At 63.9% G+C, this 23794-nt stretch carries 21 protein-coding genes and 1 pseudogene; 12 read left to right on the top strand and 10 right to left on the bottom strand.

What is annotated here, in order from left to right; genetic code table 11:
* The first annotated feature begins 313 nt into the window (after window positions 1–313).
* The 3 genes from phaP (at window position 314) to GCT19_RS08250 (ending at window position 2977) form a co-directional block, all read left to right on the top strand.
* A complete protein-coding gene (gene phaP, locus GCT19_RS08260; protein ID WP_013092283.1) occupies window positions 314–739 on the top strand; it encodes a phasin family protein in 426 nt (141 codons plus the stop codon).
* Between the two features lie 478 nt (window positions 740–1217).
* The gene (locus GCT19_RS08255) at window positions 1218–1676 is read left to right on the top strand and encodes a DUF2844 domain-containing protein (RefSeq protein WP_152851592.1); all 459 of its coding nucleotides are present in this window, start codon (window positions 1218–1220) and stop codon (window positions 1674–1676) included.
* Between the two features lie 11 nt (window positions 1677–1687).
* Complete coding sequence (locus GCT19_RS08250; RefSeq protein ID WP_193727383.1) at window positions 1688–2977, top strand: DUF3443 domain-containing protein; 1290 nt, start codon at window positions 1688–1690, stop codon at window positions 2975–2977.
* Window positions 2978–3032: 55 nt separating this feature from the next.
* Here the strand turns inward: GCT19_RS08250 and GCT19_RS08245 are convergent, their stop codons facing one another.
* The gene (locus GCT19_RS08245; protein ID WP_152851644.1) at window positions 3033–4133 is read right to left on the bottom strand and encodes a zinc-binding metallopeptidase family protein; all 1101 of its coding nucleotides are present in this window, start codon (window positions 4131–4133) and stop codon (window positions 3033–3035) included.
* A gap of 285 nt (window positions 4134–4418) precedes the next feature.
* Between GCT19_RS08245 and GCT19_RS08240 the strand changes: the two genes are divergently transcribed.
* From GCT19_RS08240 to GCT19_RS08225, 4 genes are all read left to right on the top strand, one after another.
* Window positions 4419–7904, top strand: a complete 3486-nt coding sequence (locus GCT19_RS08240; RefSeq protein ID WP_321576776.1) for a transglutaminase family protein — start codon at window positions 4419–4421, stop codon at window positions 7902–7904.
* Between the two features lie 68 nt (window positions 7905–7972).
* Entirely contained in the window at window positions 7973–10564 is a 2592-nt protein-coding gene (locus tag GCT19_RS08235; protein ID WP_152851590.1) for a circularly permuted type 2 ATP-grasp protein, read from the top strand.
* Complete coding sequence (locus GCT19_RS08230; RefSeq protein WP_152851589.1) at window positions 10561–11451, top strand: transglutaminase family protein; 891 nt, start codon at window positions 10561–10563, stop codon at window positions 11449–11451. The genes GCT19_RS08235 and GCT19_RS08230 overlap by 4 nt, the downstream gene beginning before the upstream one ends.
* Before the next feature lie 75 nt (window positions 11452–11526).
* Window positions 11527–11754: a hypothetical protein gene (locus GCT19_RS08225; RefSeq protein ID WP_018434123.1), complete on the top strand. Its 228-nt coding sequence runs from the start codon at window positions 11527–11529 to the stop codon at window positions 11752–11754.
* A gap of 27 nt (window positions 11755–11781) precedes the next feature.
* Here GCT19_RS08225 and GCT19_RS08220 read toward each other — a convergent pair whose 3' ends face one another.
* Window positions 11782–12285: a methyltransferase family protein gene (locus GCT19_RS08220; protein ID WP_227749213.1), complete on the bottom strand. Its 504-nt coding sequence runs from the start codon at window positions 12283–12285 to the stop codon at window positions 11782–11784.
* 97 nt (window positions 12286–12382) lie between these two features.
* Window positions 12383–13291 (bottom strand): transcriptional regulator GcvA, encoded by a 909-nt coding sequence (gcvA, locus tag GCT19_RS08215; protein WP_152851587.1) that lies wholly within the window; start codon window positions 13289–13291, stop codon window positions 12383–12385.
* Between the two features lie 203 nt (window positions 13292–13494).
* On the opposite strand from gcvA, the gene GCT19_RS08210 reads away from it, so the two are divergent.
* Complete coding sequence (locus GCT19_RS08210) at window positions 13495–14358, top strand: DMT family transporter (protein ID WP_227717650.1); 864 nt, start codon at window positions 13495–13497, stop codon at window positions 14356–14358.
* A gap of 13 nt (window positions 14359–14371) precedes the next feature.
* Here the strand turns inward: GCT19_RS08210 and GCT19_RS08205 are convergent.
* Window positions 14372–14563 (bottom strand): annotated as a pseudogene (locus GCT19_RS08205) (helix-turn-helix domain-containing protein); the annotation flags it as partial.
* Between the two features lie 229 nt (window positions 14564–14792).
* Between GCT19_RS08205 and GCT19_RS08200 the strand changes: the two are divergent.
* Window positions 14793–15485 carry a phosphatase PAP2 family protein gene (locus GCT19_RS08200; protein WP_018434127.1) on the top strand — a complete coding sequence of 231 codons (693 nt, stop codon included), beginning with the start codon at window positions 14793–14795 and terminating at the stop codon, window positions 15483–15485.
* Window positions 15486–15517: 32 nt separating this feature from the next.
* Here the strand turns inward: GCT19_RS08200 and GCT19_RS08195 are convergent, their stop codons facing one another.
* Window positions 15518–16447: a LysR family transcriptional regulator gene (locus tag GCT19_RS08195; protein WP_152851586.1), complete on the bottom strand. Its 930-nt coding sequence runs from the start codon at window positions 16445–16447 to the stop codon at window positions 15518–15520.
* 87 nt (window positions 16448–16534) lie between these two features.
* Between GCT19_RS08195 and GCT19_RS08190 the strand changes: the two genes are divergently transcribed.
* Both GCT19_RS08190 and GCT19_RS08185 read left to right on the top strand, forming a co-directional pair.
* On the top strand, window positions 16535–17068 hold the full coding sequence (locus GCT19_RS08190; RefSeq protein WP_018434129.1) for a hypothetical protein: 534 nt from the start codon (window positions 16535–16537) through the stop codon (window positions 17066–17068).
* A gap of 274 nt (window positions 17069–17342) precedes the next feature.
* Window positions 17343–18164: a DUF4377 domain-containing protein gene (locus GCT19_RS08185; protein ID WP_321576775.1), complete on the top strand. Its 822-nt coding sequence runs from the start codon at window positions 17343–17345 to the stop codon at window positions 18162–18164.
* A gap of 58 nt (window positions 18165–18222) precedes the next feature.
* Here the strand turns inward: GCT19_RS08185 and GCT19_RS08180 are convergent, their stop codons facing one another.
* On the bottom strand, window positions 18223–18513 hold the full coding sequence (locus GCT19_RS08180) for a hypothetical protein (RefSeq protein WP_013092268.1): 291 nt from the start codon (window positions 18511–18513) through the stop codon (window positions 18223–18225).
* A 110-nt stretch (window positions 18514–18623) separates the two neighbouring features.
* Here GCT19_RS08180 and GCT19_RS08175 point away from each other — a divergent pair, with 110 nt between their 5' ends.
* Entirely contained in the window at window positions 18624–19589 is a 966-nt protein-coding gene (locus GCT19_RS08175; protein WP_152851585.1) for a GlxA family transcriptional regulator, read from the top strand.
* 55 nt (window positions 19590–19644) lie between these two features.
* Here GCT19_RS08175 and GCT19_RS08170 read toward each other — a convergent pair whose 3' ends face one another.
* From GCT19_RS08170 to GCT19_RS08155, 4 genes are read right to left on the bottom strand one after another with little or no spacing between them, the layout of a single operon-like run.
* Complete coding sequence (locus GCT19_RS08170) at window positions 19645–20307, bottom strand: energy transducer TonB (RefSeq protein ID WP_227717651.1); 663 nt, start codon at window positions 20305–20307, stop codon at window positions 19645–19647.
* A gap of 40 nt (window positions 20308–20347) precedes the next feature.
* The gene (locus GCT19_RS08165) at window positions 20348–20746 is read right to left on the bottom strand and encodes an ExbD/TolR family protein (protein WP_018434133.1); all 399 of its coding nucleotides are present in this window, start codon (window positions 20744–20746) and stop codon (window positions 20348–20350) included.
* Window positions 20743–21366 (bottom strand): MotA/TolQ/ExbB proton channel family protein, encoded by a 624-nt coding sequence (locus GCT19_RS08160; RefSeq protein ID WP_018434134.1) that lies wholly within the window; start codon window positions 21364–21366, stop codon window positions 20743–20745. Before GCT19_RS08160 ends, GCT19_RS08165 begins: the two co-directional genes overlap by 4 nt.
* Window positions 21367–21387: 21 nt before the next feature.
* A complete protein-coding gene (locus GCT19_RS08155) occupies window positions 21388–23733 on the bottom strand; it encodes a TonB-dependent receptor (protein ID WP_018434135.1) in 2346 nt (781 codons plus the stop codon).
* Window positions 23734–23794: the final 61 nt, after the last annotated feature.

Below are 23794 nucleotides of genomic sequence, written 5' to 3'. Positions count from 1 at the left end.
AGCGGGGCTGCGGGAGCGCTTCCACCGGTCGGCGAGAGGCGGCAAAACACCGATCGCTCGATTGCGCTCGCATGCCGAAGCGCGCGTCACGGACTTCGACGCGACGCACGTCACCGCGCACGACTGTCCGTCAGGGTGAGCGCCGCTGGCGCAACGCAGCCGGATAGCGCATGATTGCTGCGATGTGCCGTGCGACCCTCAAAAGCACCTCGCCGTGGCAGCACGCGCGGCACACGCAGCCGCCGGCATCGGCGTCGCGCCTGGTGCGGGCGGCGCAGAGGCGATGAGTCTTCAACCGAAAGGAGGATTTCGCATGGACCGACCCGATGCAGCCAATCCGTTTGGCGATCTGACCAAAATGCTGGAGCAGTTCAAGCTCCCCGGCTTCGACGTGCCCGCCATCATGGAAGCGCGCCGCAAGGACATGGAAGCGCTGGTTCAGGCGAATCAGACAGCATTCCAGGGGATGCAGTCGCTCGCGCAGAAACAGGCCGAGATGCTGCGCAGCACGCTGGGCGAACTGCAGGCGCTGACCGCGCAGCTCACCGCGGCCGGCACCGCGCCGTCGAGCAAAACCGCGGAGCTGATCCAGCAGAGCCTGCACAAATCGCTCGCCGATATGCAGCAGCTCGCGCAAGCCGCGTATCAGACGCAGGCGGAGTCGTATGCGGTGATCGCGAAACGCGTAGAGGAGAATGTGCAGGAACTGAAGTCGCTGCTTCAGCAGCAGAAGAAGTAGCGCACGCCGCGAGTTCGGAATGATCTATGTCGCGGAGGGCCGCCAGGCCCTCCGCGATTTTTTTTGCCCGGCGCGATTTGGGTGTCGCAAGCCTCGTGTAGTCGGAGCGATGCACGCTCCGCTCGCGGGTTATTCGGCGGGCGCTTACATGGGTGAAAAAACGCTGCTCTCACTCGCGGCTATCACGCGCGGCGGTTGAAGATTCCGCAGTCGGATGATTCTAAATGTCGGATGAAAATCGAAAGCATTGTTGCTAAAGGACTTTGGCCGCACTGGTCGAACGTAGTCGAACGATTCAGGGACCTCCAAAGGTTTGAATCGCGCAGCAAACGATTGCCGCGCGCCATTCCCCTGACTTAAAGTTTCGCCCCGCCCTTCCGTAGACGCATTCACGCAGCCCAACCGGCGTGAAGGCAACCCCGCTTAGCCGGTCAGGTGTGCGCCCCTCGTTTCGCGTTTTCACCTCGAAGGAAACCTCTTGAAACCGAAGCTTTTTACCCGCATTGCCTGCGCAGTGCTCGGGGCATGCTGCGCGTTGCCGTTCGCCGCGCACGCGACGCTCGGCCAGAACGCCCGCACCGTCGACGCCGATCAGACGCGCCTGCGCGCAGTCGCGCATCAGGCCAGCGCGCAGGGCGCCTATTCGGTGCACGCGCTGACGCTGCCGTCCGGCACCCAGGTGCGCGAATACGTGGCGGCCAACGGCATCGTGTTCGGCGTCGCATGGGATGGCCCGACGCTGCCCGATCTGAAGGCGATGCTCGGCGCATCCTTCGAAACGTACGTCGCCGCCAGCGCGACGCGTCGCGGCGTGCCGCTCGCGGTGTCGAACAGTGATCTCGTGGTGTTCTCGAGCGGCCATCTGCGCGCCTTCACCGGTTACGCGTATCTGCCGCAGGCGGTGCCTGCGGGCGTCGATGTCAGCGTCATTCAATAACGGAGCGAATCATGCGATCCAGGTCTTCGTGGATGACTCTGCTGGGCGCGACGCCCGTGGTGGTTCTGGCGCTGCTGTTGAGCGCGTGCGGCGGCGGGGGTGGTGGCAGCAGTGCGAGCACCACGGCTAATTCGAGCACGTCCGGCAACTCGACCGGCTCATCAGGTTCGACCGTGACCAACACGTCGCCGTCGCCGCAGGTGCTGGCCGCCAACGCGGTGCGCGTGACGGTCGACTCAGGAATCAGCAACGTGCCGAACATGCCGTTCGTCAGCATCACGATCTGCGCGCCCGGCACCAGCAACTGCCAGACGATCGATCACGTGCTCGTCGATACCGGCTCGTGGGGCGTGCGCGTGTTCGCGTCGCAACTGCCCGCGTCGGTGAGCCTGCCGCAGCAGAAGGACGGCGCGGGCAATCTCGTCGCCGAATGCATGCAGTTCTTCGACGGCTATACGTGGGGCGCGGTGAAGCTCGCCGATGTGCAGATCGCCGGCGAGAAAGCCGCGTCGCTGCCGATCCAGGTGATCGACCCGGGCTACGCGTCGCTGCCGGGCGATTGCGCGGCCGTCGGCGCGCCGCGCAACACGCCGGGCACCTTGCAGGCGAACGGCATTCTCGGCATCGGCGTGTTCAAGCACGACTGCGGCGCGAACTGCGTGCAGCAGGCGATTCCCGCTACCTACTACGGTTGCAGCGGCGCGAGCTGCACGTCGATTCCGCTCGCGGAGACGTATCAGGTCGCCAATCCGGTGCCGTACTTCGCGACCGACAACAACGGCTCGATGCTCAGTCTGCCGACCGTGTCGGGCGGTGCGCCATCGGTGTCGGGACAACTTGTATTCGGCATCGGCACGCAGAGCAACAATGCGCTCGGCGCGGCGCAGGTTATCGGCGTGAGTCCGTCGAACGGCACGTTCACGACGGTGCAGAACGGCACCACGTATCCGCGCAGCATCATGGACAGCGGCTCGACGGGACTCTTCTTTCAGACCACCTTGATGCCGGCCTGCGCGAGCCCGAACAGCGCGTATTACTGCCCGAGCTCGACGCAGCAGTTGAGCGCGATGATCGAAGGTGTGAACGGCACGACGAGCCCGGTGACGTTCAACGTCGGCAATGCGATGTCGATCGCGCAGACTTATAGCGGCGACTCGGCATTGCCGCTGCTGGCGGGACCGGCGTTCGTCACGTCGACGGTGTTCGACTGGGGGCTGCCGTTCTTCTACGGCCGCAATGTCTATGCGGCGATCGAGCAGCAGTCGACGCCGGGTGGGAAAGGGCCTTATGTGGCGTACTGAAGCGATGACCGCGTGATGAAAGCCCGCTGCCGGGCTGATCCGCCAGCGGGCTTTTTTATGCGCTCATGTGCTCGCGGTCGCCCCGCTTGTCGCGCTTGCCGCCCGCCGCCGCGATCACGCGATGCACGAAGCGCAGCTTGTCGACCACCGGCGCGGCGAGCGTGAACGGATAGCCGTCCGGCATGCCGAGACTGCGGTTCAGGCTGTTCAGCGCATAGGTGAGGGGAAACCAGCGCTTCATCAGATTGGCGAAGCTCGCATCCTCGACCGGCGTGCGGTCGGTCAGCGTCGGCTCGCTCGGATCGTCGGGCAGCAGCGCGAGTCCGTACGACGTCGACGTATCGAGCACATCGACGATCAGCAGATAGTGCGCCCACGTCTCCGCCCAGTCTTCCCACGGATGCATCGTTGCGTACGCGCTGATGTACGACGCCTGCCAGTCGGCCGGCGCGCCGTCGCGATAGTAGTCGTTCAGCGCTTCGCCGTAGTCGGCCTGCTCGTCGCCGAACAGCTTGCGAAACGGTTCGAGCCAGCGCGGCTCGTTTTCGATCAGCTGGCTGAAGAAGTAGTGGCCGGTCTCGTGGCGGAAGTGTCCGAGCAGCGTGCGGTACGGCTCGCCCATCGCGGTGCGCACTTTCTCGCGATGCGCGTCGTCGGCCTCGGCGATGTTCAGCGTGATCAGCCCGTTGTCGTGACCGGTCATCACGGGCTCGCCATTGCCGCCGTCGGCGAGAAATTCGAAGGCGAGACCGCGCTCGGGGTCCGCGTCGCGCGATTGCACATCGAGGCCGAGCTCGCCCAGTGTGTACAGCAGACGCCGTTTCGCGACTTCGAGCCGGTACCAGTAGAGCCGGTTTTCCGGTTCGCTCAGGTTCGGGATCGTGCGAGTCAACTGACAGGCGCGGCACAGCGTGTCGGGGGAATCGGCGGGGATCATCCAGTTGCAGACGTTTTCGACCGCGTAGTTGTGGCATTGCCGGAACAGCGCGCCGTTCGCCTCGGGATGCAGGCTGCGCCAGCGGCCGTCGCCGGCGTCATCGAACGCACTGATTTCGCCCAGTTCAGGCAGATAGCCGAGCAGCGACTCGCAGCGCTCGCAGCGGACGTTCTCGTAGAACACCAGTTGCGCGCAGCGATTGCAGTGGAAGGTTTTCATCGGGCGGGCCTTGTTGTCGGTGCGATATCGTTTGCGGTGACGAACGATCGCAATCTTCATGCCGCGATTGCCAGACGTCACCGCTTTAACGCACAGTACGATCATGATCGTGCATCGGTGCTGCGCCGCTTTGGTGCACGGTCCGACGCGGCCGATCGGCAAGACAACGGATACGCAAAACGCACAGCCAATTCGGGCAGCGCCAAACGATTCACGCGGGTTTGTCCAACAACGGCATAGAGCTTGCTTTTTTGGCGGGCTGCACCTTTCGTCGAGGAGTCAGGAGTGTCCATACGCGTCGCGTTGCATCACGTTACTCATTACCGCTACGACAGACTGGTTACGTTGTCGCCCCAAGTGGTGAGGCTGCGGCCCGCGCCGCATTGTCGGACGCCGATTCTGTCGTACTCGATGCGCGTCGAACCCGCGAGGCACTTCATCAACTGGCAGCAGGACGCGTTCGCGAACTATCAGGCGCGGCTCGTGTTTCCCGAGCAGACGCGCGAGTTCAAGGTGAGCGTCGATCTGGTCGCCGAAATGGCCGTCTACAACCCGTTCGACTTCTTCCTCGAACCATCGGCCGAGCGGTTTCCGTTCGACTACGCGCCGGAACTCGCGGCCGAGCTCGCGCCCTACTGCGTGAAGCGGCCGATGACGCCGCGTTTCGCCGGGTTCGTCGCGAGCATCGACCGCACGCCGGCCGGCACCGCGAACTTCCTGGTGGCGCTGAACCAGCGGCTGCAACGCGAGATCCGCTATCTGATCCGGATGGAGCCGGGCGTGCAGTCGCCCGAGGAAACCTTGATCAACGCGTCGGGCTCGTGCCGCGATACCGGCTGGCTGCTCGTCGAGACGCTGCGGCAACTGGGTTTCGCGGCGCGCTTCGTGTCCGGCTATCTGCTGCAGCTCACGCCCGACGTCAAATCGATCGACGGCCCGAGCGGCACCGAGGTCGACTTCACCGACTTGCACGCGTGGTGCGAAGTCTATCTGCCAGGGGCGGGTTGGGTCGGGCTCGATCCCACCTCGGGGCTGCTGGCGGGCGAAGGGCATATCCCGGTCGCATGCACGCCGGAGCCGGGCAGTGCGGCGCCGATCTCGGGCGCGGTCGACGAATGCGAGGTCGAGTTCGGACACACGATGTCGATCGAACGCGTGCTGGAGTCGCCGCGCGTCACGAAGCCGTACAGCGAAGCCGCGTGGCACGACGTGCTGAGGATGGGCGCGCGGGTCGACTACGAACTCGCCGACATGGATGTGCGACTGACGATGGGCGGCGAGCCGACCTTCGTATCGGTGCGCGATCGCGACGCCGCGGAATGGAACACCGACGCGCTCGGACCCAGCAAGCGCGGCTACGCGGTCGCGCTGATGGACCGATTGCGCGAACGCTACGGCGCGAACGGCTTCCTGCATATCGGCCAGGGCAAGTGGTATCCGGGCGAGCAACTGCCGCGCTGGGCGATGTCGCTGTACTGGCGCGCCGACGGCGAGCCATGCTGGCACAACCCGGCTCTGTTCGCCGATGAACGGGAGCCGGGCCGCTACACGGCCGGCGACGCGCAACGCTTCATCGCGCATCTGGCGGCGAAGCTGTCGCTCGACGCGGACTGCATCCAGCCCGGCTACGAGGACACCTGGTACTACCTGTGGCGCGAGCGTCGCCTGCCGGTCAACGTCGATCCGTTCGATGCGCGCCTCGACGACGAGCTCGAACGCGTGCGGCTGCGCCGCGTGTTCGACGCCGGGCTCGCGAACCCGGCCGGCTACGTGTTGCCGATCGGCCGCGAGCGCGGCATGCCGGGTATCGCGCCGACGTGGATCACGGGCCGCTGGTTCTTCCGCGACGAACGCATGTATCTGATCCCCGGCGATTCGCCGATGGGCTACCGGCTGCCGCTCGATTCGCTGCCGTGGGTGTCGAAGACCGACTATCCGTATCAGCACGCGCACGATCCGTTCGCGCCGCCGCAGCCGTTGCGCACGGCCGCGCAGTTGCGCGTGCAGTACGAAGGCGGGCGCGAGGGCCGGCCGATCGCCGAGGAACATGCGAGCGCGCGGCAGGCGGCCGCGCTGTCGCTGTCGGCCGCCGATCTGTTGAGCGGTATGCCGCACGGCGGCGTGCTCGCGTATGCGCCGCCGCGCCATGACGAAGGGATGCCGGCGCGTGGCGAATCGTCGAAGGACACGCTGCGCACCGCGGTATGCGTCGAGGCACGCGACCCGAAGCGCGCGGCCGGGCCGCAAGCCGAAGCCGATGCGTTCGGCAGCGGCCGCACGCTGCTGCACGTGTTCATGCCGCCGCTGACCGATCTCGACGACTATCTCGACCTGCTTGCCGCGGTCGAGGCGACGGCCGAGGAGCTGAAGATGCAGATCGTGCTCGAAGGCTATCCGCCGCCGCGCGATCCGCGCCTGAAAGTGCTGCAGGTGACGCCGGACCCCGGCGTGATCGAAGTCAACATTCATCCGGCCGCGAACTGGGACGAGCTCGTCGATCACACCGAGTACCTGTATCAGTCGGCCGCGCACAGCTACCTGAGCAGCGAGAAGTTCATGCTCGACGGGCGCCACACCGGCACCGGCGGCGGCAATCACTTCGTGCTCGGCGGTGCGACGCCGGCCGACAGTCCGTTCCTGCGGCGGCCCGATCTGCTCGCGAGCCTAATCGCGTATTGGCACAACCATCCGTCGCTGTCGTATCTGTTTTCGGGGCTGTTCATCGGACCGACGAGCCAGGCACCGCGCGTCGACGAAGCGCGCAACGACCAGGTCTACGAACTCGAAGTCGCGTTCGCCGAGCTGCAACGGCAGGTCGATCTGCTCGGCGGTCGCGACAGCAGCAACCTGCCGCCATGGATGATCGACCGCGCGCTGCGCAACATCCTGATCGACGTGACCGGCAACACGCACCGCGCCGAGTTCTGCATCGACAAACTGTATTCCCCCGACGGACCCGCAGGCCGCCTCGGTCTGCTGGAGTTGCGCGGCTTCGAAATGCCGCCGCACGCGCGCATGAGTCTGGTGCAGCAATTGCTGCTGCGCGCACTGGTCGCGCGATTCTGGCGCATCCCGTACACGCAGCGGCTCACCCGCTGGGGCACCGAACTGCACGACCGCTTCCTGCTCGGCACCTTCGTGAAGATGGATTTCGACGACGTGCTCGCCGAACTCGGCGAAGCGGGCTTCGCCTTCGATAGCGCGTGGTTCGCGCCGCACTTCGAATTCCGCTTTCCGCTGGTCGGCGAGATGACGTTGAGCGGCATCGATCTGACGATCCGCAACGCGCTCGAACCGTGGCACGTGATGGGCGAGGAGGGTACCGGCGGCGGCACGGTGCGCTATGTCGATTCGTCGGTCGAGCGGCTGGAGGTGCGCGCGCTGGGCTTGAACGGTAATCGTCACGTGCTGAGCGTCAACGGTGTGCCGGTGCCGCTGCAGCCGACCGGCCGCGTCAGCGAATACGTGGCCGGCGTGCGTTTTCGCGCGTGGTCCCAGCCGTCGGCACTGCATCCGACGATCGGCGTACACGCGCCGCTCACGTTCGATCTCGTCGACACATGGAGCGGCCGCTCGCTCGGCGGATGCCAGTATCATGTCGCTCATCCGGGCGGGCGCAACTATCAGACCTTCCCGGTCAACGCCTACGAGGCGGAAAGCCGGCGACGCGCGCGTTTCTTCGCGTCGGGTCATACACCGGGGCCGCTCGCCGTGGACAGACCGCAACGCAGCCTCGAGTTTCCATTCACGCTCGATCTGCGCCACAGTTGAGCAACACGCATCACTGACACCACACGACCTTGGCCTTTCAATCGACCTTGCCCTTCGAAGCTTCCGCGATGCCCGCGGATGCTTCGTCCCTGTTGCGGTTGCTGCCGGGTCATGACGGACATTGGGACGAGCTGCGCGACGCGTCGGGCGCGCTGCGCAAACCGTGGCGGCAGTTCTTCGCGCTGCTCGACGAGGACGGCGTGGCGCGGCTGGCGGACCATCACGCGTCGATCGCGCAGCAGATCCGCGACAACGACATCAGCTACAACGTCTACGCGGACAACGGCAAGTCGCGGCCATGGGCGCTCGACCTGCTGCCGTTCCTGATCAGCGAGGCCGAGTGGGCGCGCCTCGAGCGCGGCGTCGCGCAGCGCGCGCATCTGCTCAACGCGATCGTCGCCGATATCTACGGACCGCAGACGCTGCTCGAACATGGCCAACTGCCGCCCGCGCTGGTGTTCGGCCATCCGGGCTATCTGCGTTCGGTGAAGGGCTTCACGCCGGCCGGTGGCCAGTATCTGCAGGTCGTCGCGCTCGATCTCGCGCGCACGCCGGACGGCGAGTGGAGCGTGATCGCGCATCGCACCGAGGCACCGTCAGGTCTCGGCTACGCGCTCGAAAATCGCCTGATCGTGTCGACGCTGCTCGCCGAACCGTTCCGCTCGCTGCGCGTGAGCCGGCTCGCGCCGCTCTATTCGCAACTGATCGCGACGCTCGTGCAGGCCGCGCAAGCGACGATGCGCGACGAGGAAAGCGCCGACGCTTCACCGCATATCGCGCTGCTCACGCCGGGGCCGTACAGCGAAACCTATTTCGAGCATGTGTTTCTCGCGCGCTATCTCGGCGTCACGCTGGTCGAAGGCAAGGATCTGACCGTGCGCGGCGACCGGCTCTATCTGAAGACATTGGGAGGCCTCGAACGCGTGCACGTCGTGCTGCGCCGTCTCGACGACGCATTCTGCGACCCGGTCGAACTGCGCGCCGATTCGACGATCGGCGTGCCGGGGCTGTTACAGGTGATGCGCGCGGGCAATGTGATCGTGTCGAACGTGCCGGGCTCGGGGTTCGCCGAGTCGCCGGCGTTGCACGGTTTCATGCCCGGCATCGCCGAAGCGTTGCTTGGCGAAGAACTGCTGCTGCCCGGCGTGCCGACCTGGTGGTGCGGCGAACGGGCGGCGCGCGAGCATGCGTTCGCGCATCTCGACAACGCGTTCATCGTGCCGACCTGGCCGCTCGCGGGACGCGACGCGCCACCCGGCATCGAGGGTGGCAGACAGCCGCTCGCGGCATGGCGCGAGCGTATCGACGCCTCGCCCGACGCGTTCACGATCCAGCAGGAGGAGCGCTTTTCCTGCACGCCGCGCTACGAGGAGGGCACGATCGGCGGCCGTCCGTCGGTGCTGCGCGTATATGCGATTGCCGACGTCAACGGCGGCTGGCACGTGATGCCGGGCGGCTTCACGCGCATGGCCGCCGAGCGTCAGACCACGGTATCGATGCAGCATGGCGGCAGCAGCGTCGATACCTGGGTGCTGTCGAGCCAGCCGAGCTCGACGTTCACGCTGCTGCCTTCACCGATGCGGCCCGCCGATCTCACGCGCAAGCATCGGACGGTATCGAGCCGCGCCGCCGAGAACCTGTTCTGGGCCGGCCGCTACGGCGAGCGCGCGGAAAACAACGTGCGTCTGCTGCGGCTGATTCTCGGCTCCCTCGAAGGCAACGACGCCGACGCGATGTTCGCGACGCTGGTCGAACTCGCGACATGGTGCGGCCTCGTGCAGCCTGGCGACCTGGCGTCGCCGCACGGGCCCGTATCGCCGCAGAGCTTCGAGCGCGCGCTCGTCGCGAATCTCGGCGAAAGCGCGGGCAGTGTCAGCATCAGCCAGAACCTCAGTTGCCAGGCGCGCGCGAACGGCGAAGTGCGCGGGCGGTTGTCGAATGATCATTGGCGCATGATCCTCGCGGCGCGCAACGACTTTCAGGACGCGTTGCAGCTGTTGCTGCCAGCCGTGGGCGCGGGCAATGGCGGCGCGGGTGCCGCGAGCAGCGGCAGTGCGTTCGATCGCTACGATCGCGTGACGCTCGCGAATGCGCTCGAGCATCTGTCGGTGCAGCTATCGGCGATCAGCGGCGCGCAGGGCGACCGCATGACGCGCGATGAAGCGTGGCGGCTGCTGTTCGTCGGGCGTCATATCGAACGCGTCGCGACGATGGCGGCGTTCATGCGCGGCGTCGCCGCGAACGGCCAGCTCGCGACGCCGGCCGGCTTCGATCTGCTGCTGCAGATGTTCGACAGCACGCTCACGTATCGGTCGCTGTACCCGGGGCGTTTCGAAGTGCCCGCGCTGCTCGATCTGCTCGTGATCGAGCCGCACAATCCACGCGGCATTTATGGCGTGTACGAACGGCTGCGCAACAAGCTCGGCGAGATCGCCGTCGCGGCGGGCAGCGTTCGGCATCGGCCGTTCGCGGAGTTGCTGCCGCCGGTCGAGATGCTGCCGTCGCTCGAATCGCTGTGCGAGGTCGACGAACACGGGTCGTACGGCAAGCTGATTGCGCTGTGCGATCAGATCGGCGGCTTCGCCAATGCGGCCGCGCACGAGATCAGCGCGCGCTATTTCAGTCACGCGAGTACGGTCGCCTCGCAGGTGTGGGTATGAAGCACGCGCCGACGGTGCTGTCCGTTTCGCATCGCACTACCTACCACTACTCGACGTATGTCGAAACCGCGCAGCATCTGGCGACGATCAGGCCGCTCGCGTGTCCGTGGCAGCGAGTGATATCGCGCAGCGAGCGGATCGAGCCGGAGCCGTCGTATCGGCACAACCGCATCGATGCGTTCGGCAACGACGTGCTGTACTTCGCGCTCGATACACCGCATGAGCGTCTGCAGCTCGTCAGCGAGACCACGGTCGCGCTGACGCCGCGTTGGACCAACCTCGACGCCGAGGCTACCCCGCCGTGGGAGACGGTGGCCGAGGCGCTGCGGTTTCGCGTTGGCGGGGCGTTCCGTCCCGAGGCGGAGTATTGCTTCACGTCGCCGAATATTGCACTGCGGCCGTCGCTGCGCGCGTATGCGTCGCCGAGCTTCACGCCGGGCCGGCCGCTCGTCGCCGGCGCGATCGATCTGATGCATCGCATTCACGAGGACTTCGCGTACAAGCCGTCGGCGACGCTATTCGATACCCCGGCCGAACGCGCATTCGAATTGAAAAGCGGCGTGTGTCAGGATTTCGCGCAGGTGATGATCGGCTGCTTGCGCTCGCTCGGTTTGCCCGCGCGCTACGTGAGCGGCTATCTGCGCAACGATCCGCCGCCGGGCCATCCGCGTCTGATCGGCGCGGATGCTTCGCACGCGTGGGTGTCGGTGCATTGTCCGGGCAGCGGCTGGATCGATCTCGATCCGACCAATGACGTGCTCGCCGATCTCGATCATGTGACGCTCGCGATCGGGCGCGACTACAGCGACGTATCGTTGCTGCGCGGGACGATTCTCGGCGGCGGCGCGCATCGGATGGAAGTGGGCGTGACCGTGCAGGCGTTGTGAAGCGGGCGCGGCTTGTGCCGGTGTTCGACCGAGTTCGGCCATAATGGAGAAAACGTCGCCGGAGTTCACCCGCTCATGAAGGCTCTTTGCTTCGCAGCAGTTCTCGTTTTCGCTGCCGGCTGCGCGTCGACCTCGTCGCCGGCGAATCCGCAGGCGGCGCATGATACGAACGCCTACATACTGCACGCTCCCGACGCCGCTGCGAGACCACCGCGACTGACCGTCGGCACCAGCTATTCCGACACGCAATTGATACTGCCGTGGTTCCTCAACGATCTGATCGACTTCGTGAACTATCGCTAGTCCGGAACCCACTCTTTTAGAAAGCGGTCACAGCCAGCGACGCACAGACGCCTTGTAGGGCAGGTATTCCGATGGAAAGCGGCTTTCCAGATAGCGCTCTTCGCGCGGGATAACCACGAGCGACATCAGCGCTACCGCTGGCACGAGGGTGACTAGTAGCCAGAGGCTGTTGACCGAGAACGCAACGCCTAGCTGGAGCAAGGAAAAGGCCAGATAGATGGGATTGCGGCTGTATCGAAAGGGCCCCTTGCATACGATCGCGGTGGTTGGCCGATTTCCCGGCACGGGGGTGTCAGCGGCCCGAAGCGTGCGCACGGCCCAGACAAACAGTACGACAGCGACCAGCACTGCACTGCCCCCGAGTGGTCCACTCGCTGAATGAGGCACAAGCTGAACTGGCCATGCGAAATGCAGCAACACGCCAACGACGATTGCACCCAGGTAGACAAAAGGCGGCCGTATGATCCCCGGGTTTGCGACTTGCGGCACCATCGCTGGCTCCGCCTTTTCGTTGCGGTCCTCGCTTGCCATATCCGCCTCCAACTTTCGCTCCGACTCGACGCCTGGATTGCGACGCACCCGGATTAGCGCCATAGCTCACGATGCCGCTCCTGGCCGAAGCCAGCACTCATCTCGTGTCTGCAAGAAATCGTCGTACTTCGGCGGTTAACCAGTCGCGCAGCGCGCAGACCTTGGGGTGGTCGCGATTGCCGACGCGATAGACCAGATCATAGCCGCGCTCGACTTTGAGCCGAATCTCGGGAAACGGCGCGACAAGGCGTCCAGCCATGATGTCATCGCCTACCAGCGCACTGCGTCCGAGGGCTACGCCTTCGCCACGAATGGCTGCCTCGATGGCCATGCTTCCATGACTGTACGCGGGCCCTCGACCCCTGCGACTCCTGTTCACGTCTGCATAAGCGAACCACTGTTCCCAATTTGCCAACATCCGGTCTTCATGCAGCAGCGTGCAACGTGTGAGGCTAGCCGGATTCGTCAACCCGCCGACTTCCTCGCGGTAGCTGGGGCTACAAACCGGTGTCACGGTTTCTTCGAGAATCCGTTCGGACTGGACGCGAGGATAGCGACCCCCGCCGTAACGCACGGCTGCATCGACCTGACCATCGTCCAGATCAACATTGCGATCGATCACGTCGAGATGCACATCGAGTTCCGGATGTATCGCCTTGAAGCGATGAAGGCGCGGTGCCAGCCACTTGGTCGCGAACGAAACGCTCGTACTGATCGTCATGCTTGCAAGGCCATCGTGTCCGCGCAGGCTCTCGGCTTCCCTCGTCAGTTCGCCCAGTAGCCGGGCTACAGCAAAGTGAAACTCTGTTCCCGCATCGGTCAGGATGATCCGGCGCGTGAGGCGGCGAAACAGCGGAACACCCAGATGATTCTCGAGCGTCTTGATGTGCCGGCTCACTGCGCCGTGGGTCACGTGCAGTTCCTCGGCGGCCAGCGTCATGCTCAGAAGACGCGCGGTCGCTTCAAAGGCGCGCAGGGTTTGCAGCGGTGGAAGCCGATCAAACATAGCGGGTCGTTACGTGTGAGTTTCGCTCACGCATTATATGACGACAAATCGTTTGTCAACGATCTGCGCTGCCGCGAAGATCTCCGTTCAATGTCTTTTCCGCACCAACGCCAATGTCGAGCCCAAGCCTGAGTGATGCCCGTTCCGGGGCGGTCGTCAATGACCACGCAGCCAAGACAATCACGATGCGGAGTTTCGGCGCATTGTTAGTCCTCGCGGTGATGTGGGGACTATCGATACCGGTGACCAAGCTGGGACTCGAGTCGCTACCGCCGCTGACGCTCACCGCAATGCGCTTTGCCGTAGCCGTGCCATTACTGCTCATCTTCGCGGTAGGCCGGCATCCGTTGCCGCGGCACGCATGGCCGCGCGTCGCCATGTTAGGCGTGCTGGGCATCGGCATCGGACAGGTCGCGCAGACTTTTGGTGTTGCGGGCACTTCGGCGTCTGTCGGCACCATCATCTCCGCGACGATTCCGGTTTTTATCGTGTTCTTTGCCGCGCTGCGCCTCAAACAGCAGGTATCGGGTTGGCAAAAGCTGGGACTTCTCGCGGCATTCGCGGGCATCGCGTTGGTCGCGTTCGCCCGCGAGCACGGCGCAGCGATGCTATCCGATACCACGGCGGGCGGCGCAATTTGCGTGCTGCTGTCCGCGCTCGCGATTGCGTTCTATTACGTCTGGAGCGTCGAGCTCACGACCGCCTATGGCACTGCGACGGTTGCAGCCTGGAGTACGCTGTTCGGCTTCGTTGCGCTGCTGCCGTGGGCGGCGTGGGAGATGTGGCACGTTCCATTTCACGTTACCACGCAGGGTGTATCAGCCGCCGTATATCTCGGCGTGATCGTGACTGTCGCCGGCCTGTTTATGTGGCTCAAGCTGCTACGTATCGTTCCGGCGCGAGTTGCCGCGAGCGTGCAGTTCATTCAGCCGGTCTTCGGTATTGCCGCTGCATCGTTCATGTTCGGCGACAGGGTCGGTCCATCGTTCGTGGTCGGAGTGGCTCTCGTTCTGGTCGGACTCGCCCTCACGATGGTTTCCCGCAACGAAGTGGGTAACCGCGCTTAAACAGGAACGTCCGCTAGCCAGCGAAGCGGACTTTCGAGTCAGGTGTTCGCAGACAATAGCCTGCGCCGCGTACCGTCACGATCCGTCCTGCGCCAATTTTTCGTCGCAAGCCACACACCTGCACTTCGATGGCATTGCTGGCGATTTCCTCGCGTGGATCGCATATCCTGGCTTCGAGTTCCGAGCGAGTGAAAACGCGCGCAGGGTGTATCGACGACCGGCCCAGCGATCAACTCATCCTTTGCCATCAACAGCAACTGCATGGCGAGAGCTCCCTTGAATGCGCGTCGGTTGTTGGTCTTGTCGGTTCGGCGGGATCGTAAGGTAACCATGCTGAAGAATTGCTTAAGAGAAGGAGACTGGCTGGTCGCGAGTAGCGCAAACGTTCGCTATCGCACCGATCGTTCGAAGGTTTTTGCGGACACTTGTAACAAATGAACCCTTTCGATACCGCAATCCAAACTTTCTTGACGCACATGGCGCTGAGTTGCGTCATGTTGAATCACGCAATAAGAATCATCGCTGACCTATACACGTTCAAGGGTTTGGTGCTCATGCCCGTATTGTGGTGGATATGGTTGAAACCCAGCCAGCGTGGCGATTGGGAGCGTGAAATGGTCGTCGCGACGATCGCGAGCGGCCTTCTTGCGCTCGCGATATTCAGGGTGATTGCCCATTATTTGCCATTCCGTGTACGGCCTCTCTTTAATCCCGAGCTACATCTGAGTTTTCCATCGGGTGGTCTGGAAGCGGCGGTGTTGCCAGCCTGGAGTTCCTTCCCAAGTGATCACGCGATGTTGTGGATTTCGGTCGCAACCGGGATCTTTCTGGTGTCGCGCGGCGCCGGTGTGCTCGCGCTTTTATACACCGCGATCTTCATATGTCTGCCCCGCGTTTATCTCGGATGGCACTATCCGACCGACATAATCGCGGGGGCGGCGATTGGAGCGGCCATCACATGGATAATGACTCGGGACGCCGTCAGGACACGTATTTCGGTGCCGATTCTGAGGTGGATGCACAGATGTCCCGGGCCGTCTTATACGCTGTCGTTTGTTTTATGTTTCGAACTGGTAACACAGTTCAACGAGTTGATAGTTCTTGGGCGGTCGATATTACAGGGCTAATGTGCTGGTAGCGGTTGCCGTCGATCAGGCAATCAGTGTCCATTTTGAGTAATTGCCGTGCGGCTCTTCACATGATCGATGAACGCACGCAGCTTCGGCATGATCTGGCGGCGGCTCGGATAGTAGAGAAACACGCCCGGAATCATCGGCGCATACGCATCCAGAACGCGCACGAGCTTTCCGGTTCGCAACCCCTCGGCGGCCATCGGCTCGGGTAGCTGGGCAAGGCCGATGCCTGCGTTCGCCGCACCCAGCATGCCCAGAAAATCGCTGGCGATGAACGGACCGGTGACGGCGACTTCGATCGGCTGCCCGTTGTCGTTGAACGACCACAAGGCGAGCGCGCCGCCCGAGCGCCGCCAGCGAATGCAGGCATGCGTACGCAGATCGTCGATGTGCTCGGGGCGGCTGCGCGCCGCGAAATAGCCAGGACTCCCCACCACGACGAAGCGGAATGGCGCCGTCAGCGGCACCGCGACCATGTCGGCGGCAACGAACTGGCCCAGCCGGATGCCGGCGTCGAAGCCTTCCGCCGCGAGATCGATCAGCTCCTTGCTGGCCGCAATCTCCACCTCGACCTCGGGATTGGCCTCGCAGAACGACGCGATCAGCGGTTCCAGCAGGATCGGCACGACCGCGCGAGGCACCGAAAGACGCAACAGGCCGGACGGCCGCTCGCCGAGTCCGCGCGCCACCTCGCTGGCGGCGACGAGTTCCTCGAAAGCGGGCTTGGCGCGCGCCAGAAAGCGCTCGCCGGCTTCGGTCAAGCCGACGCTGCGCGTCGTGCGAATGAACAGCGTCGCGCCGATGCGCGCTTCGAGCACACGCACCGCCTGACTGACGGCCGACGGCGTCACGCCGAGTGCCGCGGCGGCCCCGCGAAAACTGCGATGCTCGGCCACGCTGAGGAAGACCTCGACGCCGTCGAGTGCACCCTGCCTGACTGTGAAGTTCTGCTTCATAGCCTGTCAACATTGTGAGGAATAGTCGCTCGCGCGAGACGATGGTACACCTATCACCTGCGCATCCAACATTCGACAGGAGGCATCATGTCAGCGCGGCTTCTCTTTCAGATGCATCTCGTTCTGGGCTACGTTGCCTGGTTGTTGTGCTTCGGCACCTACGTGTGGCCGAAGCTCAGGTCGATGACCCCATTCGACGCGCAACGCGCGATCGCCACCTTGCACAGCTTCCGTTTCTTCGGGCTCGCGTTCCTGCTGCCTGGCGTCGTCAGCCCGCAACTGTCCGCGAGCTTCGCCGCGTTCGCCGCTTATGGGGATTTCGCCACCGGCGTGCTGGCGATGCTGGCCCTACTGACTGCGCGGATGCGGCCGCTGTTCTGGTCATTCGTGGTTGCTTTCAATCTGGTCGGTATGGCCGATCTGATTCTCGACTACTACCACGCGACAGCGGCCGATCTGCCCGCGCATTCAGGAGAACTGGGCGCGCTGTACGTGATCCCGATCATCTATGTACCGACGCTGGCGATCACGCACGTCGCCGCCTTCTATCTGATGCTGCGCCCCCGGCTCAGGAGACTTCACGCCACGCCTGCCGTGCATCGCGACGTATCCAAGGCGTAGCCGGCGTCACCTGCCGCAGTTCGGTAACCTAACGAAGCATCCCGGCAAACATCGAACAGCATATTTCCGCCATCTACCTGCGTTATGCTGTCGGTCGTCGAGTCGATGCTCGCGGCCTGAGCGACGCAGGTGCGCAAACCCGGCGTAATGTGGCCGGGTGGTGACCTTCACTGGCTTTTCCGGCTTTCGAGCATGCGACTTGATGCTCGCGTCCCCTCGCCAGGCGACGCGGGCCAACGCCCGGAACAACCACTGAACTCACCGAGGTGCCGACGTGAAATTCCGCATGCTCCTGCTGCCGCTCGTTCTCGCCGCCTGCGCGCAGACACCCGAAGTGACAGCGCCGGCTCCCGCGGCGACCACGGCCGCGGCGAACCCGGCGAACCCGGCGGCGCCGACCGGCACCGATCAGCTGACCCGCTACCACTGGCAGCTGAACAACGCGATCGACAGCAACGGCAACCGCATCGATGCGCTGTTCGCCCGCCCGGACAAGCCAGTGCAACTGGACTTCAGTCCGTATCGGATCACCGTCGTCAATAGCTGCAACAACATGGGAGCGGGTTACACGGTGAGGAAGGGGCATCTGCAGATCGGCCCGATGGTCACCACGATGATGGCCTGCAATGACGCCGCGCTTGCCGCACTCGACGATGCGATCTCGCAGCGTGTGCGCGGCAGCGTCAACGTGAACCTGCTCGCGCGCGACAACGGGCCACGCCTGCAACTCGTCACCGATAACGGCGATACGCTGAGCTTTACCGGCGTGCCGACGGCCGAGACGCGCTACGGCGGCCCCGGTCAAATTGCGTTCCTGGAAGTGGCGCCGCAGTCGGTGCCGTGCACGCATCCGTTGATGCCCGACGCGCAATGTCTGCTCGTGCGCGAACGCTTCTTCGACGAGCAGGGACTGGCCACCGGCACACCGGGTCCGTGGCAGCCGTTCAATCAGAATATCGAAGGCTATACGCACACGCCGGGCATTCGTAACGTGGTGCGCGTCAAGCGTTTTACGCTCAAGAACCCGCCTGCCGACGGGCCGTCGGTGGCTTATGTACTGGACCTCGTCGTTGAATCGGAGAAGATCGGGCAGTGATGCTTCTGCAAGCGTGCCGCCGGTCACGCCGGCGGCACGGCTCATCCCGCCAGCAACGTCATCCCTTGTGAATCAGCCGCCCGAGCGGCGCGAGCGGTCCCACCGGCAAATACTCGTACTTCATCAGGCCGTCGGCCACGAGCGGCAAACTGTCGAGTATCGACCTGGCCTCGTCGACCGATGCGACGTTCATAAGGAAGATCGGCCCGGCCTTGTCGCGGAACCAGAACTGCTCGACCTTGCCGTCCAGATAAAGCTGCAGAGTGGCCGGCACCTCGTGGGGCATGTGCTGCTGGAGCTTGTCCGGAGTGAGGGTCGGTTGTGCAGATGCGATGGCGAATACTTTCATCAGTGACCTCCTTGGTCGACGTTCGTTGCGATGTACAACGGGGTTCACTGTAGCCCTCGGCCGGAAAAAGCTGTATCGTCGCAAATGACAACTTTAGGGTCATTTACGCCATGCGCATCGCCATCCTCGCGTTGCAGGGGCTGTTCGACACCGGCCTCACCGTCATGCTCGACGCGTTCTCGCTCGCCAACCGGTTCGCGGCCGCGAAGATGGGCGGACGGCCGCACTTCGATCTGTCGATCGTCGGCGTGCGCAGGAAGGTCCAGTCGGGGCAGGGGTTCGCCATTCCCGTGCAAGCGATCACCGCTAACCTGAAGCCGGACTGGGTGATCATTCCCGCGCTCGGGACCGGCACACCGGAGCAACTGGTGCCAGCGCTCGAACGGCCGGACGTGCGCGACGCCACGGAGCAATTGCTGGCGTGGCACGCACAGGGCACGTTGCTTGCCGCGTCGTGCATCGGCACGTTCCTCGTCGCGGAAACCGGACTGCTCGATCATCGCGAAGCGACGACGACCTGGTGGCTGAGTCCATTGTTCCGGCAACGCTATCCGGCGGTGCTGCTCGACGAATCGCGCATGCTGGTGCCAACGGACGTTGGGGTGACGGCGGGGGCGGCGATGGGGCATCTCGATCTCGCGCTGTGGCTGATCCGTCGCGCGAGCCCCGAACTGGCCGCGCTCGTGTCGCGCTACCTGCTCGCGGATCTGCGCTCATCGCAGGCGCCGTACATCATTCCCAACCACCTGGCGCAGGCCGATCCGCTGATTCAGCGTTTCGAGCGATGGGCGCGCGATCATCTGAAGGAAGGGTTTTCGCTGCAGCACGCGGCCGCCGCACTGGCGACGAGCGCGCGTACGTTGCAGCGTCGTTGCCAGGACGTGCTCGGCAAATCACCGTTGGCCTACTTTCAGGATCTGCGCGTCGAGCATGCGCAGTCGCTGCTCCATGGCAGCGGACTCGGCATCGACGCGATCGCGGCCGAGGTCGGCTATGTCGACGGTGCCACGTTACGCACGCTGTTGCGCCAACGACTCGGCAAAGGTGTGCGGGACCTGCGTGCCGATCTGCGGTGAAGGCTGGAAGCGCGCGTCGTAGCGAATTTCAGATGTGCAAGCCGGTAGGCACGGCTCAACTAACGTTGAAATGCACGCGGATGTCCTGCGTGCTCTCGACGGGGCGGCCATCGCGGAGCGCGGGAAAAAAGCGCCAGCGCCGCAACGTGTCGAGTAGCAGCTGATTGAGACGGGGGTTCGGCGTTGCCTGGATCAGTTCGACATCGACCGAGCCATCGGCGTGGATCGTGAAGCGTGCTGTCGCGACCGTCTGATAGGCCTGCTCGCGTAGATCGTCGGGCAGGGACGGTAGCGGTTGTGAAATGGAGCGGGCCGTGGCGGTCGACGGTGCGGCTGCGCTCGGCGCGGCGGTGTGCTCCGAGGATGTTTGCGGCGATCCGGTGGCGGCAGGTTGCGCTGCCTGCTTCTGTTGCGTCTCGTGTTGCTCGCGAGCTGCCATGGGCGCGGGAACAGCAGGCGCGCTGAGCGTCGCCGTCTTGCTCACAGCTTGCTGTATTGCGTGATGTGGCGGCGTATGCGGTTGCGTTTGAGCATGGGGCGGTGGTTTTTCGATTGGACTTGGGGGCGGCGGCGCAGGTTCGTCGAGCACGACCACGCGCATGTCCAGTGGAGCAGGCAGTGGGGCCGCCTGGTTCGGCTTCAGCAATCCGGAAGACAGCGCAATCAGCACCAGCAACCAGATACCGAGCGCGATCAGACAGGCGACGGCGGTACGCACCGTCCCCACACCATGCCTCTCGAACAGTTCGCGGCAACCTTTAATCACGATGCACGGCGATCAGAAAGTGTTCGGCGCCCGCGCGTCGCGCCGCGAGCATCGCCTGCACGACCGCGCCGTGACCCGCGTGATCGTCGGCCGCGATGATGACGTTGCCGTCCGCACGCAGCAGGCGCTTCACTTCGGGCTCGATCTGATCCGCGCGAACGAGGTGGCGATTGACCGAGACCTCGTTGTTGCCATTCACCGAGATCGTCAGCGGCTCGCTCGTGCTGATCGGCTGCGCGCGTCCCGACGGGAGATTGATCCGCACCGCATCGAGACGCTGCATCGCCAGCGAGGCGAGCATGAATGTCGCGAGCAGAAAGAACATCACGTCGATCATCGGAATGATTTCGATGCGGCCGCGCCGCGAGGTGCGCGAGCGTTTGAGTTTCATCCGCGCTCTCCTCGCGCCTCGTGTTGCAGGCGCAGCGCGCTGAGCCGCGCGTTGGCGAACAGTTCGAGCTCATCCATCAGACGCTCGAGCCGCCGTGAAAAATAGTTGAACGCGAACAGCGCGAAGACCGCGACGATCAAGCCGATCGCGGTCGCCACCAGCGATTGCGCGACCCCGCCCGTGACACCGCCCGGATCGACGAGCCCATTGCCGCCGAACAGCTGGAACGATTTCATCATCCCGACGATCGTGCCGAGCAAGCCAAGCAGGGGCGCCGCCGTGACGATCGTCTCGAGCAGCCACAGACCACGGCCCATGTCGCGCTCGATCTGCGAGGCGATCGATTGTGCCGATGCCTCGCGCAGCCACAGCGGCGAGTCCGATTCGGGTAGCCACGGCGCGGCCATGCGCCGGAACGCGTGATGCGGGGCGAGACCGTTGAGACGGTTGTCATCGGCTGACGGGGGTTGCAAAAGACGCGCCGGTGCGCTTGCGAAGCGGGCAAACACATAAGCCCGCTCGATGATGATCGTCAACGCGAGCACGCCGAGCACGCTGAGCGGATACATAATCCATCCTCCGGTGCGCATCGCCGCGATAAAGCCTGTCCATTCCTGCATGATGGTTCTCCCTGCCGTTGATCAGAAGTACTTGGTTACGCCTCCATAGACGGCGAAATGCGGACCATACTGCGGCGCGCCGACGCCGATGCCCGAGCCGTCGCGCAGCTCGTACACGCGGTTGAATGCGTTGATCACCACCAGACGGACGTCGAACTTGCCGATCATCGGCTCGTTGAAGTGCTGGATCGCGCCGAGGTTGAACTGCGCATAGACGGGCAGGCGGTCGGTATTCGCAAAGCCGCTGCGCAGGCCGGAGCCGACGATGCCGTCGAACGTGAAAGTGGTTTGGTGGAAGTCGTATGCCGCGCCGAACGATGCCGTCACGCGCTGGTCGTGATCGAGAAACACCCAGTGGTTCGAGATGAATGCCAGCTCGTCCGCGTCGAAGTTGAACTGCGCGGAGTTGATGTTCTTACCCTGCGCGCGGCTATAGGCGAGGTTCAGATACGCGGAGAGGTTGTCCTGTTTGTAGTTGGCGGTGAATTCCACACCATACGTTTTGCCGTATTGATAGTTGAACGGCGTGAAGATCAGCGCGGAGCCGAACTGTCCTTCGTCGAGCAAGTCAGTCGATTTCTTGTAGTACGCGTCGAGTCCGAGTGTGACGGCAGGGCCGAGTTTCTGCGTGATACCGAGGTCGAAGTAGTGGCTGCGTTCCGGCTGTACGGGATCGTTCTGGGTTGTCGGACTCTGATTGGTCGTACCGTTGAACTTCGATATCGTCGAGCCGGATACGAGTTCGAACGGCGGTGGCGTGAAGTAGCGCGCGTAGCCGGCGTGCAGTGTCGTCGACGGCGTGAGCGTGTAGACGAGGCCCACGCGCGGGCTCAACTGGCTCGCGCTCGTGTACTCGTCCATGCGGTCGTAGCGCAAGCCATAGTTCAGCGTGAGCCGATCGGTCAGCTTCCATTCGTCCTGGGCGTACAGGCTGTACAGATAGCCGGTCTTGCTGCTGCTGTCCTGGATGTTGACGGGTACGTCAGAAAGCTGGTTGCCGGCCGCATCGGCTGGGAAAACCGACACGCTGTTGTCGAATACCGCGTGCTCCTGCTGCAAGAAGACACCCGCGCGAACCGTGTGACTGTCGCTGATTCGCCAGGTCGTGTCGACCTGCACACCATTGGCCGTGTTGCTATGAAAGTCCTCCGATGCCACGCCGTTGAACATCAGGTCGCCGATCGGATCGGGATTGAACTTCGTGCGCGTATAGCGCGTGAAGAAGGCGACCTGGTAGTCGAGCGCGCCGCCGTTGGTGCCCTGAAGTGCCAGCGCCGCGAAGTTGTTCAGCTCCGATTGCGTTTCGTTAAGTTGCGACGAATCGAACGTGGTGTGGTCGGCGAGCGCGAAGTTCGGCGTCAACCCCGGCGTGTTCGGAATCTCGAACTGGTTGCTGGTCGCGCCGAACAGCAGGCTCACGCGCGTGAGCGGGTTGATCAGATACGACAGATAGCCGAACGCATTGCCCTCGCGCGTGTGATCGTGAATCGCATTGGCGCTTGCAGTCGGATTCTCGATGCCGAGATTGTTCATGCCGAGCGAGCCGCTCAGGTAGTAGCTGAACGGTCCCTCGCTGCCGAACACGTCGGCACTCGTTCTGACGGTCTGATGGCTGCCGCCGAATACGTCGATGGAGCCGCCGTTGCCTGTGTCACCCGATTTGGTGCGGATGTCGACGATTCCAGCCGTGCGGTAGCCGTATTGCGCGGGCAGGGCGCCCGTCAGCAGGTTCATCTGATCGATGATGCGCGTGTCGAGCGACTGGCCGAAGCCGCTGATCGGTTCCGGAATAATGATGCCGTTGATCCGGTATTGCAGGTTGGCGTGCTCGCCGCGCACGTGCACCTGGCCATAGGAGTCGTTGGCGACGCCGGGCGCTTGCAGCAACACCTGATTGAGCGGCGTGTTCGCGCCCGCCGGCATCGTGTCGATATCGGCCTGAGTGAAGCGGTAGACGCTGCTGCCTGTCTCGGGCAGCAAGCCGTTGCGCACGGCGTTCAGACGTCGAGCGTTGACCTGCACGTCCAGTGTGTCGCTCTTTTGCAGTTGCACACTGACGCTCGCCGGGGAGCCGGATTGGGTCGTCGCGATGCTGCTGCCGCTCGCAAAGCCGGTAGCGGTGACGACGACCGCATACGTGCCGGGTGCCACCCCGTCGATCGAGAAATGGCCCGACGTGTCCGAGCTGGACATGTTGACGGAGGCGCCGCTCGCGTCCTGTATCTCGACTTTCGCGTGAGCGACGGGATGTCCCAGAGGATCGGAGACAGTGCCCATCAGTACGGCGTTGCCCGGCGCGCCCCATGCGCCCGAGACGACGGCACAGAACACGATCGCCGCCTGCGCGGTCGTTGTGCGTTTTTTCATTGTTGTTGCTCGCTCTATGGACGATGCGATTGATGAATCGAAAGTGTTCGGCAATGGCTCA

This window comes from Paraburkholderia atlantica (genome assembly GCF_009362785.1).
In the GTDB taxonomy this organism is placed as follows: Bacteria; Pseudomonadota; Gammaproteobacteria; order Burkholderiales; family Burkholderiaceae; genus Paraburkholderia; species Paraburkholderia atlantica.
The sequence above is the reverse complement of the archived record's forward strand: the minus strand, read 5'-3'. Positions and strand labels throughout refer to the sequence as shown.